Genomic DNA, 12,228 nt, shown 5'->3' on the forward strand with positions numbered 1-12,228 from the left:
GCCGCGGCGGCGGCAGTCACCGCATGCGTGGCACCGCGTGTTTCGCCTGGACCGCCCGCAGCACCGACACCGCACCCTCGTTGTCCCTCGACGCGAGCAGCGCCAGTGCCTTCGTCACCGCGTCCTGCAGGGCCATCTGGTCCATCGCCTGTGCGGTCAGCTCGGCGCTCTTCTGCCACAGGTCGATGAACACCGCGACCTTGGACCGCAGCACCCACGGGTCGAAGGGCTTCGTGATGAAGTCGACCGCGCCGATCTGGTAGCCGCGGAACGCGAGGCGGGCGTCGTAGTCCAGCGCGGTCAGGAAGATGATCGGGATGTGCCGGGTCCGCTCCCGCTGCTTGATGTGCGTTGCGGTCTCGAAGCCGTCCATCGTGGGCATCGACGCGTCCAGCAGGATCACCGCGAAGTCGTCCACCAGCAGGCGTTTCAGCGCCTCCTCGCCGCTGGTGACCGCGATCGTCTCGACGGCCAGCCCCTGCAGGATCGCCTCCAGCGCGACGAGGTTCTCCCTGCGGTCGTCGACGAGCAGTGCCTTCGCCGTCACCGCGTCGCCCTTCGCATGACCCACGAGGACACGACGTCCAGCAGTTGGTCGAGGTCGACCGGTTTGGTGACGTAGTCGTCGGCGCCCGCGGCGAAGCTCGCCTCACGGTCCTCCGCCATGGCCTTCGCGGTCAGGAACACCACCGGGGTCTGTTCGGCGCCGGTGGACAGCTGCCGGATCTGGCGGGTCGTCTCGTTGCCGTCCATGTTGGGCATCATGGCGTCCATCAGGACGATGTCGATCTCGGGGTGCTCGGTCAGCAGGCGCACGCCGTCGGCGCCGTTGTCCGCGTACAGCACGGTCATCCCGTGCAGCTCCAGCGCGGACGTCAGCGCGAACGCGTTGCGCACGTCGTCGTCGACGATCAGCACGGACACGCCGGTCAGCTCGCGCGCGACCGCGGGCGCGCCGACGGTGGGGCGCAGGATCGGCGTGCCGATCGGCGGCAGGCCGTCCTCGGTCTCGGCCAGCGGCGTCGACCGCTTCCGGTCCACCCCCGGCGCCGAGACGGGCACGAACAGGATGAACGTCGAACCCTCGCCGAGGGTCGACTCCACGGAGATGTGCCCGCCCAGCAGGCGCGCCAGCTCCTTGGAGATCGACAGGCCGAGGCCGGTGCCGCCGTAGCGCCGGCTCGTGGTGCCGTCGGCCTGCTGGAACGCCTCGAAGATCATCTCGAACTTCTCGTCCGAGATGCCGATGCCGGTGTCCTTGACGGAGAAGGCGACCTCGTCGGCCGTCCGTCCCGGTGAGATCGTCAGCGTCACCGTGCCGCGCTCGGTGAACTTCACCGCGTTGGACAGCAGGTTGCGCAGAATCTGCTGCAGGCGCTGGATGTCCGTGACCATCGACGCCGGGGTGTCCTCCGCCACCAGGACTTCCAGCTCCAGGCCCTTCTCCTCCGCCTGTGCCACCAGTGCGCGGCGGGCGTCCGCGGCGACCTCCGCGAGGTTCACCGGTCCGGGGTGGATGGTCACCCGGCCGGCCTCGATCTTGGACAGGTCGAGGATGTCGTCGATGAGCGCGAGCAGGTCCGAGCCGGCGTTGTGGATCGTGTTGGCGAACTCGATCTGCTTGGGCGACAGGTTCTTCTCCGGGTTGTCCGCCAGCAGCCGGGCCAGGAGCAGCAGGGAGTTGAGCGGCGTGCGCAGCTCGTGGCTCATGTTGGCGAAGAACTCGGACTTGTACTGGCTCGCGACGGCCAACTGCTGCGCGTTCTCCTCGACGCGGCGCCGGGCGGCCTCGATCTCCAGGTTCTTGATCTCGATGTTGCGGTTCTGCTCGCCGAGCAGCGTGGCCTTGTCCTCCAGTTCCGCGTTGGTGCGCTGCAGCTCCGCGGACTGGTTGCGCAGCTCCTGTGCGAGCCGCTGGGACTGTGCCAGCAGCTCCTCGGTACGCACGTTCGCGTGGATGGTGTTGATCGCGATGCCGATGGTCAGCGCGAGCCGCTCCAGGAAGTTCATGTGCAGCTCGGAGTAGTCGTTGACCGAGCCGATCTCCAGCACGCCGACGGTCTCGCCCTCGAACAGCACCGGCGTGACGACCAGCGCGGTCGGCGTGAACGTGCCGATGCCGGACCGGATGGGCGCGAAGTTCGCCTTCGAGCCGGTCAGTACGACCGGCTGCTTCGACTCGGCCGCCTGGCCGACGAGCGCCTCGCCGCGGCCGAAGCGGACCGGCAGGTCGTCGGTGCCGAGGCCGTACGAGCCGAACAGCCGCCACTCCTGCTCGGCGTCCGGGTCGCCGCTGCCCGGGTTCAGGAAGAACGCGCCGGCCTGGCCGTCCACCAGCGGCACGACCTCGTTCATGATCATCTGACAGACGGCGATGAGGTCCCGCTGCCCCTGCAGGAGGCCACCGATGCGGGCGAGGTTCGAGTCGAGCCAGCTCTGGTTCTTGTTCTGCGTGGTGGTCTCGCGGAGCGTGACGATCATCTGGTTGATGTTGTCCTTGAGGTCCGCGACCTCGCCGCTGGCCTGCACGCCGATCTGCTGGGTCAGGTCGCCCCTGGTCACGGCCGTGGACACGCCGGCGATCGCACGCAGCTGGATGGTCAGTGTGGTGGCCAGCTGGTTCACGTTCTCGGTGAGGTTGCGCCAGGTGCCGGACACGCCCTTCACCTGCGCCTGACCGCCCAGCTTCCCTTCCGTACCAACCTCACGCGCGACACGCGTGACCTCGTCGGCGAACGACGACAACTGGTCCACCATGATGTTGACGGTCGACTTCAACGCCAGGATCTCCCCCTGCGCGTCGACGGTGATCTTCTGCCCCAGGTCACCCTCGGCGACCGCCGTGGCGACCTGGGCGATGTTACGCACCTGGCTGGTGAGGTTGGACGCCATGTAGTTCACGTTGTCGGTCAGGTCCCGCCAGGTCCCGGCCACCCCCTTCACCTGCGCCTGGCCACCCAGCTTCCCTTCCGTACCAACCTCACGCGCGACACGCGTCACCTCGTCCGCGAACGAAGACAACTGATCCACCATCGTGTTGACCGTCGACTTCAACTCCAGGATCTCACCCTGCGCGTCCACGGTGATCTTCTGCGAGAGGTCGCCCTTCGCGACGGCCGTGGTCACCTGCGCGATGTTGCGGACCTGTCCGGTCAGGTTGGAGGCCATGTAGTTCACGGTGTCCGTGAGGTCCCGCCAGGTCCCGGCGACGCCACGCACCTGTGCCTGGCCGCCGAGTTTCCCTTCGGTGCCAACCTCACGGGCGACACGCGTCACCTCGTCCGCGAACGACGACAACTGATCCACCATGATGTTGACGGTGGACTTCAACGCCAGGATCTCACCCTGCGCGTCCACGGTGATCTTCTGCGACAGGTCGCCTTCCGCCACGGCGGTCGAGACCTGGGCGATGTTACGCACCTGGTTGGTCAGGTTGGACGCCATGTAGTTCACGTTGTCGGTCAGGTCCCGCCAGGTCCCGGCGACACCCGTCACCTGTGCCTGGCCGCCGAGTTTCCCTTCGGTGCCAACCTCACGGGCGACACGCGTCACCTCGTCCGCGAACGACGACAACTGATCCACCATCGTGTTGACCGTCGACTTCAGCTCCAGGATCTCGCCCTGCGCGTCCACGGTGATCTTCTGCGTCAGGTCGCCCTTCGCCACCGCGGTCGTCACCTGCGCGATGTTGCGGACCTGTCCGGTCAGGTTCGAGGCCAGCCGGTTCACGCTCTCGGTGAGGTTGCGCCAGGTGCCGGACACGCCCTCCACCTGCGCCTGACCGCCCAGCTTCCCTTCCGTACCAACCTCACGGGCGACACGCGTCACCTCGTCCGCGAACGACGACAACTGATCCACCATCGTGTTGACGGTGTCCTTGAGGGCGACCATCTCGCCCCGGGCCTCCACGGTGATCTTCTGCGTCAGGTCGCCCTTCGCCACCGCCGTGGTCACCTGCGCGATGTTGCGGACCTGCTCGGTGAGGTTCGCGGCCAGCTGGTTCACCGCGTCGGTGAGGTCCTTCCACGTGCCGGCCACGTTCGGCACGGTCGCCTGGCCACCCAGCCGGCCCTCGGTGCCCACCTCGCGGGCCACCCGCGTGACCTCGTGCGCGAACACCCGCAGCGTGTCGGTCAGCGAGTTGATGGTCTCGGCCAGCTCCGCGATCTCGCCGCGGGCGCTCACCGTGATCTTGCGGGACAGGTCACCCTGCGCGATGGCGGTCGCGGCGGAGGAGATCGACCGCACCTGGTTGGTGAGGTTGGAAGCCATGGTGTTCACGGAGTCGGTCAGCGCCCGCCACGTGCCGGACACGCCGTGCACGTCCGCCTGGCCACCGAGCCGGCCCTCCGTGCCCACCTCACGGGCCACCCGCGTGACCTCGACGGCGAACGACGACAGCTGGTCGACCATCGTGTTGACCGTGCGGCCGATGCGGTTGAACTCGCCACGCAGCGGCCGGCCCTCGATCTCCAGCGCCATGTGCTGCGACAGGTCCCCCTCGGCGACCGCCGCGATCACCCGCGCGATCTCCGATGTCGGCCGCGCCAGGTCGTCGATCAGCGAGTTCACCGCGGCCGCGCCGGACGCCCACGACCCGTCGAACTGGTCCTCGTCCATCCGCTCGAGCATGCGGCCCTCGCGGCCGACGACCCGGCTGATCCGCAGCAGGTCCCGGTTGCGGCGTTCCTGCAGTTCGAGCAGTGCGTTGAAGCCGTCGACGACCTGACCGGGGAGACCGGTGCCGCGCCTGGCGAGCCGCACGTCGAACGAGCCCTGCCGGACGGCGGACAGCGCCGTCACCAACTCGCTGAGCAGGCCGTCGAGGTCACCCTGCTCGTCGTGCTCGGCGGCCGTGACTTCTGGGGCAGCCATGGGCCCTCCACTCGGTTGCGCTTGCGGTGTCGCATGCTCGCTCCGCTCAGTGAAGTCTAGGCGTGCGCACGCCTGGTAAAGAGTGCCTGTCCACACACGGTCCGCTACCAGGCACACTCTGGGCGTGTTCTCGCGACGAGCCCAGTTCCCCGGAGACGCCGGCGCGCCAGGTGCGGCCCGCCGGTTCGTGCGGGCGATGCTGGCCAGGGCGAGACGTGACGACCTGGTCGACGACGCCGTGCTGCTCGCCAGCGAGCTGTGCGAGAACGCCGTGCTGCACGCCGGTACCGGGTTCACGATCGAGCTCGTGGTGGCCGACGCGGGCGCGGTGACGATCACGGTCACCGACCAGGGCCCGGCGCCGATGGAGCTGCGCAGAGCCGGTCAGCCGGCGCCGGCCAGGGAGGACGCCGGCGGGCGTGGGCTCGCGCTCGTCGCCGGGCTGGCCGATGCGTGGGGCAGCCGGCACGACCGCCACGGCCACCACATCTGGTTCACCCTCGGCCTGCTGGCGGACCCACCGCCCACCCGGCCCACCGAGCCGCCGCCGTCCTGGCCGGACCCGGACGTGTCGCGCTGGCTGCTGCACCTGTCGGCGGCCGACGAGCTGCCGCTGTCGGTGGCGGTGACCGAGCTGGTCCGGCGCCTGTGCGACGTGCTGGGCGCGGCAGGCGCGACCGTGCTGCTGGAGACCGGGACCGGCACCGAGGTACTGGCCGGGTACGGCAACCGGACCAGGGACGCGGTGGTCGTCACGCCGCTGCCGCTCACCCCGCCGAGGACCGGCCGGCTGGTGGTGCACGGCGACGAGTCGCTGGTCTCGCGCACCTCGTCCGACCTCGCCCAGCTCACCGCGCTGCGAGTCACGCTCGCCGTCGAGGCCGACCAGCAGCACAGCGCCGACCGCGAGCGCTGGCTGTGGATGACCTACCTGGCCGAGGCCACCGAGATGTTCTCGAACTCCCTCGACGTGCGGCTCGCCGCGGCGATCGTGCCGCAGGTGCTGGTGCCACGGCTCGGCCGCTGGTGCGCGCTGCACCTGCTCGACCAGCGCGGCCGGCTCAACCTGCAGGCGCTGACCCATGTCGACGAGGACGTGCTGGGTGTCCTGCGGGACGAGCTGGCGCCACTCGCCGAGCCGGACGGCGCGCTGGGCGTGCTGCTCGCGGACGGCGCCGACGCCGCGGCGCTCGGCTCGCCGTTCGACGGTGTCGCCATGCCGCTGCGGGTCGGCGGGCGGCCCCTCGGCACGATCAGCGTCGGTCGCCCGTCCGACCGCGCGCACCGGCCGGAGGAGATGCTCATCGTCACCGAGCTGGTCCGGCGGGCGGCGCAGGCCATCGACAACGCGCAGCGGGACAGCGCGCACGTCGCGACGTCACAGGCACTGCAACAGGCGCTGCTGCCCAGGGCGCTGCCGCAGGCCGCGGGCATCGAGTTCGCGGCGGCCTACCTGCCGGAGAGCACGGGCGCGGACGTCGGCGGCGACTTCTACGACGTGCTGGCGCTCGGCCCGGACCGGTGGCTCGCGGTGGTCGGCGACGTGTGCGGCAAGGGTCCACGCGCGGCCGCCCGCACCGGGCTCGTGCGGGACGTGCTGCGGGTGCTGCTGCGGGACGGCCAGCCACTCGAACGGACCTTCGACCTGCTCAACGAGATGATGCTGGAGGCGGGCGACCCGTCGCAGTTCGCGACCGTCGCGCTCGCGATGATCACCCGGCAGCGCACCGACCCGGCGTCGGTCGACGTGGAGCTGGTGCTGGCCGGGCACGAGCAGCCGGCACTCGTCTACTCCGACGGCAACGTGTCCTACCTCGGCACCCACGGCAGCGCGGTCGGCCTGGTGCGCAAGTTCGCGGTGCACCCGACCCGGCACGTACTGCTGGCCGGCGACACGCTCGTGTTCTACACGGACGGGGTCACCGAGCACCGGCGCGGCGTGGAGCTGTTCGGGCAGGGCAGGCTCGCCAAGGCGTTGCGGCGGGCCGGCAACCGCACCGCGGACGGGCTCATCACGGCCGTGCGGCAGGCGGTCGAGGACTTCTCGGTGGAGCCGCATCGCGACGACATCGCGATCGTGGCGGTGCGGGTGCCCCCCGACGAGAAGAACGGCCGGCTGCCATAGGCTCTCGGCCGTGTCCAACCCAGTCGAGCTGCGGACCGAGCGGCCGGCGCCGAACTGCGTCGTCCTGTCGGTGCTGGGTGAGATCGACCTGGTCACCGTGCCGGGTCTGGAGACAGCCATCGCGGAGCACGTGGCCGCCGCGCCCGTGCTCGTGATCGACCTGTCCGAGGTGACCTTCTTCGGCTCGCTGGGCCTGACCGCCCTGCTGCGCGCGACGACCCTGGCCGCGGACCGGGGCACCCGCCTGCTGCTGGTCATCGGTGACCGGGTCCGGCGCACGATGGAGGTCACCCAGACCGCCTCGCTGTTCACCCTGCACGACTCGGTCGAGGATGCGTTGAACTCCTGTTAGAAAACTTTGCCTCGACGGTGTTTCCGTCCGACGATGTGGGGTAGTCCCGATCGGCGAAGTAGGCAGGGCCGGCACGGCTCCGCCGTTGAGACGTGGGGGGTCACCATGCTCAGCCACGACGAGGACCGCGAGCTCAGAGCGATCGAGCAGTGGTTCGAACAGTCGGATCCGCGCCTGTCCAGGATGTTGCGTGAGCATGAGCCACCGGAACGCAAGCGGCAACGCAAGGCGGGCCGGATCGCCGTCGACCTGACGGGCGGGCTGCTGCTGGCCTTCGGCATCGTGGCCGCCGCGGTGATCCTGATGGTGCTCGGCGTGCTCGTTCTGGCGGCGGGCGCGTGCCTTCATCTGGCGGCACGCGGGTGAGCGGAGCGCGACCGTAGGACCACGGCCGGCAACCGCTCTCGGCGCCTGTTCGTAGGCAAGAATGGTGGTCATGGATCTCCGCATCATGACCGAGCCGCAGCAGGGCGCCTCCTACGACACGCAGCTGGCGCTGGCCAAGGCGTCCGAGGCCGCCGGTTTCAGTGGCTACTTCCGCTCCGACCACTACCTGACCATGTCCGGCGACGGCCTGCCAGGGCCGACGGACGCGTGGGTCACGCTGGCCGGGCTGGCCCGCGAGACGTCCACGATCCGGTTGGGGACCATGCTGACCGCGGGGACGTTCCGCCTGCCCGGCGTGCTGGCGATCCAGGTCGCGCAGGTCGACCAGATGTCCGGCGGGCGGGTCGAGCTGGGCCTTGGCGCGGGCTGGTTCGAGGCGGAGCACCGGGCGTACGGCATCCCGTTCCCGTCCGCGCGGCTGGGCCGCCTGGAGGAACAGCTCGCGATCGTGACGGGCCTGTGGTCGACCCCGCCCGGCGAGACCTTCAGCTACGACGGGAAGTACTACCAGCTCACCGACTCCCCCGGCCTGCCGAAGCCGGCCCAGTCCCACGTCCCGATCATCGTCGGCGGCAACGGCCCGACCAGGACCCCGGCCATCGCGGCCGCGTACGCCGACGAGTTCAACGTGCCGTTCCAGCCGGTCGCGAACACCGCGGCCCAGTTCGGCCGCGTCCGGGAGGCCGCGGCCGGCCGCGACCTGACCTACTCGGCGGCGGTCACCACGTGCGTCGGCAAGGACGACGCGGAGGTGGCCCGCCGCGCGGCGGCCATCGGCCGCGAGGTCGACGACCTGAAGACCAACGGCGCCGCCGGCACCCCGGCCGAGGTCGCCGAGAAGCTGTCCCAGTTCGCCGAGGCCGGCGCGTCACGCATCTACCTACAGCTGCTCGACATGACCGACCTGGACCACGTCGACCTCATCGCGTCGGACGTCCGGCCACAGCTGGGTTAGGCAGCGTCCAGCGCCCGCAGGAACGGTGGCATCAGGAGCGCCGCGGGACCTCTGCGGTACAACGCGGCCGGGCGTCCCGTGGCGGCCATACGGAAGTCACCGGTCGACTCGAGTAGCCCTTCCGCGCGGGTGAGCTTGCGCCGGAAGTTGCTGGGATCAAGGCTGATTCCCCAGATCACCTCGTAAACCCGGCGCAACTCGCTGATCGTGAACGGCTCCGCGCAGAACACCGTGGCAATGCTCGTGTACTCGAGCTTGGACCGAGCGCGTTCGAGACCGTCCCGCAGGATCGCCCCGTGGTCGAACGCGAGCGTCCCCTCCCCCAGGGCCTCACACACGGGCACCCAGTAGGCCTCCCTGGCGTCGGTACCCGCGACCGGCGCCGGGAGGTCGGCACCCAGCGCCAGGTAGGCGGAAGTGACCACCCGACCTCTCGGGTCCCGATCCGGGTCGCTGTAGGTCCGCAGCTGTTCGAGGTGCAGGCGGCTACCGTCGAGGTTGGTCTCCTCCCGCAGCTCGCGAAGTGCCGCCTGGTCCAGGGTTTCCCTGCCGCGCAGGTAACCACCGGGCAGCGCGAGCCTGCCTCGGTACGGCTCGTTGCCCCTTTCCACCAGCAGCACCCGCAACTCGTCCCCGCGGACGGTGAAGATCACCAGGTCGACCGTCAACGACACGACGGCAGGATCACTTGTCATGCACACCCCCTAAAAGTCGCATTGACCTAAAGCCCTGTCCCTACTTATGGTCAGTACGACCTAAAGCTATCAGGGTTCCTTGGGGGCAAGGTGACAGCAACACTGAAGATCCCATTGAAGGTCCCATCACCGACGAAACCACCGACCGCAGAACCTGACCAACATTCCCAGCTGACGGCGACGCGCCACCTTTGCACCGCTGTACACATGGATCGACCCTTCCGGAACCTCGTGATCCGGAAGGTGCACAACGACTCCCGGCGGCGGGTCGCGCCGTCGTACGGGTTCGACCTCGTGCCGGTCGTGCGACAGGCGTGGCGGGCGTGGCTGCTCGAGGTCGGACAGCACACCGCCGCACTCGCGGTACTGACCGCGGGACTCGTGTCCCACCAGGTGCTCGCGGTTGTGATGGTGCTGTGCGCGTGCGCCACGTACGTCCTGCTGATCATCGGAGTCCGAAATCTCGCTGCCTTCCTTCGAGTCCGCGCGGCGAACGAGGCGACTCGTTGGTCGGACAGGCAGAACCAGCTGCCCCGCGAGGATCAGGAAAAACGGAAGCGGCGGTTCAAGGCCTCGTCCGCTGGCTGCGCCATGCTCGTCCTCGCGCCGTTCTTCGTGGCGAGGAAGCTGGACACGACGCCTCACGCGGCCATGCCGGCAGCGGTCGTTCTGGCGAGCGCGCTCCTGTTGTGCGGGGTGCTCGCCGGCGTCATCCGCCAACTCCAGCTCAACGCGAACCACCACGCGCGCTCGCTTCGGCCGCCGAACCTCACGCGTAGGGAGGAAGCGATCGACGAGCAGCAGAACCACACATGCGTCGCCTATCTGCGACCACCCCACAGGAAGGACGCGGACCTGATCGACCTCATGCTCGACCAGAAAGGCTCGTCCTCACCGTTCGTGGGCAGCGGCACGCTCGTCAACCGCTGGCTGCCGCCGACGACGGTCCAGCTCATCCGACCTGATCCGTTGAGCAATGGCGCGCTGGCGCAGCGCGAGCACCTCACGCCACCGTTCAGGGCACACGAACTGGTCGACTGTCTGAGGTCGGCACTCAGGCAGCTCACCCACGACACCGGAACCGAGAACCTGCCCGGACTTCGGGTACGCGACCGGCTGTACGTGCCCGAGTCCGATATCTCGGCGGACCGGACGCTGCTGGGTGGTGACGCCGAAACAATGATCAACGAGGTGATCGACGACCCGCGGTATCCCGCGCATCACTTCCTCGAGACGAGTGTGCCGATCGCAGGTGGTGAGCTCGTCATGACTGTGCTGATCCGGGTGAGTTTGAAGGGGCGCTGTCTGAGTCTCGACGTCGCGACCTGCGCACTGACCAGGACACCACAGCGCTTCCAGGTCATTGACCGGTACGCGGAGCATGGTTTCGGCGCCGTGGTCCGAGCCGCCGTCCGGGACCTGTTCAGGCAGCCCGGCAACGTTCTGCGTATGTGGCGACTGGTCGAGGCCCCGGTCGTGGCGGGCCGTGCCTGGTGGGCGATCAAGGACCGCACTCACAGACCACGCCGTCGCATACCGGTCTGTGCACGCGTGGCGGTCCGCGAGTCCGTGGCCGACGACTGGCTGAACGCGCAGTTGGACGAGACGACGATCTACGACCACATGAAGATCATCGAACAACGCATTCTCCGGATCGTGGTCGACTTCCTCAGAGCACACGACGTCGACACGTCCGATTTCGAGCGGCAGGCCATGAACATCATCAGCAGCGGCGTCCTGAACATGGGCCATCACAACAACAACATCGTCGCCAACAACGAGATCAAGTCGACCACCAACGTCACGACCGGCAGCCAGCCGAAACCGCGGACAGCCACGAAGGAGCCGTCGACATGAACGTGTACAGCGGCATAACGAGCATCGGCGACGGCAGTACCAGCGTCGTCACCGGCAATGAGGTGGACTCAAGGGTGTACGTCGGGCATGCGGAACCCACCGAACCCGAGCCTGCGGACGCGGGCGACAAATGGCACTTCGGAATCGTCACCGTGCTGGCCGAGGAGACACGGGCCGTGCTGGACGTTCTCGAGCTGACCGATGACGGTGCAACCGGGCAACGGTTCTACACGGGCCGGCTCGACGTGCCCGGCGGCACCGTCAACCTGGTGGTTACCCAGCCGTCCGTGCAGGGGCAGCGAGCGATCGCTCCCGCACTGACCAACCTGCGGGACCGGTACGACCCGGCCGTCATCGCGCTCGTCGGGATCGGGGGCGGAGTCCATGGTCGGGTCGCACTGAACGATGTCGTGGTCGCCACCCGCGCTGTGTACTACGAGGGCCGCAGGCTTCTCCCTGGTCGGACACTGCGGCGTGGACAGGAGCTCCAGGCGCCGTCGGTGATCACACACTCCGTGAACGCCTTTTTCACCGCTTCGGGCGAACCGGCGAGGCTGTCGGAGGCGTTCAATGTGTACAACGGGTTGATCGGCACTGGAGAAGCGGTGATCGCCGACGCGGAGAGCGATATCCGTCGCTATCTCAGCTATTACAACGAAAAGGTCATGGTCGTCGAGACGGAGGCCGGTGGGCTGGCCCAGTTCTGTCATGACGCCACCACACGCTCGGGCGCGCCGGTCGGCTGGGTGGTGGTCCGCGGGATCTCCGACCACGCGGACGTGGCCAAGAACGAACAGCACCATGACTCCGCAGCTAAGAACGCGGCGCAGACCCTGCGGTACCTGATCCCCTACATCCGGCCCCGACTGTGAGTCGGCCCAGGGGGTCGGCGGCGGTCGGGGACGGGTGGCATGTCGGGATCGTCACCGTTCTGGCAGGAGAGACCGGTGCGGTGCTCGACGTGTTCGGGATTGCCGGTGGG

Annotated in this window: 9 protein-coding genes; 6 read left to right on the plus strand and 3 right to left on the minus strand. The window is 68.8% G+C overall.

Features of this window, described 5'->3' with window-relative positions; genetic code table 11:
* Positions 1-16 precede the first annotated feature (16 nt).
* Positions 17-571, minus strand: a complete 555-nt coding sequence (locus tag VET29_RS31675) for a response regulator (RefSeq protein WP_324927498.1) — start codon at positions 569-571, stop codon at positions 17-19.
* On the minus strand, positions 544-4,875 hold the full coding sequence (locus VET29_RS31680; RefSeq protein WP_324927500.1) for a HAMP domain-containing protein: 4,332 nt from the start codon (positions 4,873-4,875) through the stop codon (positions 544-546). The genes VET29_RS31675 and VET29_RS31680 overlap by 28 nt, the downstream gene beginning before the upstream one ends.
* Positions 4,876-4,999: 124 nt before the next feature.
* Here VET29_RS31680 and VET29_RS31685 point away from each other — a divergent pair, with 124 nt between their 5' ends.
* The 4 genes from VET29_RS31685 to VET29_RS31700 all read left to right on the plus strand — a co-directional run bounded on the left by VET29_RS31685 (position 5,000) and on the right by VET29_RS31700 (position 8,694).
* The gene (locus tag VET29_RS31685; RefSeq protein WP_324927502.1) at positions 5,000-7,000 is read left to right on the plus strand and encodes an ATP-binding SpoIIE family protein phosphatase; all 2,001 of its coding nucleotides are present in this window, start codon (positions 5,000-5,002) and stop codon (positions 6,998-7,000) included.
* Between the two features lie 10 nt (positions 7,001-7,010).
* The gene (locus tag VET29_RS31690; RefSeq protein WP_324927505.1) at positions 7,011-7,352 is read left to right on the plus strand and encodes an STAS domain-containing protein; all 342 of its coding nucleotides are present in this window, start codon (positions 7,011-7,013) and stop codon (positions 7,350-7,352) included.
* A gap of 105 nt (positions 7,353-7,457) precedes the next feature.
* A complete protein-coding gene (locus VET29_RS31695) occupies positions 7,458-7,718 on the plus strand; it encodes a DUF3040 domain-containing protein (protein ID WP_324927507.1) in 261 nt (86 codons plus the stop codon).
* A gap of 70 nt (positions 7,719-7,788) precedes the next feature.
* Entirely contained in the window at positions 7,789-8,694 is a 906-nt protein-coding gene (locus tag VET29_RS31700) for an LLM class F420-dependent oxidoreductase (RefSeq protein WP_324927509.1), read from the plus strand.
* Here the strand turns inward: VET29_RS31700 and VET29_RS31705 are convergent.
* The gene (locus VET29_RS31705; protein WP_324927511.1) at positions 8,691-9,389 is read right to left on the minus strand and encodes an NUDIX hydrolase; all 699 of its coding nucleotides are present in this window, start codon (positions 9,387-9,389) and stop codon (positions 8,691-8,693) included. The two genes, VET29_RS31700 and VET29_RS31705, sit on opposite strands and share 4 nt — an antisense overlap.
* A 207-nt stretch (positions 9,390-9,596) precedes the next feature.
* On the opposite strand from VET29_RS31705, the gene VET29_RS31710 reads away from it, so the two are divergent.
* Both VET29_RS31710 and VET29_RS31715 read left to right on the plus strand, forming a co-directional pair.
* Positions 9,597-11,246, plus strand: coding sequence for a hypothetical protein (locus tag VET29_RS31710; protein WP_324927513.1), 1,650 nt, complete (start codon positions 9,597-9,599; stop codon positions 11,244-11,246).
* A complete protein-coding gene (locus VET29_RS31715; RefSeq protein ID WP_324927515.1) occupies positions 11,243-12,118 on the plus strand; it encodes a hypothetical protein in 876 nt (291 codons plus the stop codon). Before VET29_RS31710 ends, VET29_RS31715 begins: the two co-directional genes overlap by 4 nt.
* Positions 12,119-12,228: the final 110 nt, after the last annotated feature.

Origin of the sequence: Actinophytocola sp. (assembly GCF_035634895.1) — a bacterium.
In the GTDB taxonomy this organism is placed as follows: domain Bacteria; phylum Actinomycetota; class Actinomycetes; order Mycobacteriales; family Pseudonocardiaceae; genus Actinophytocola.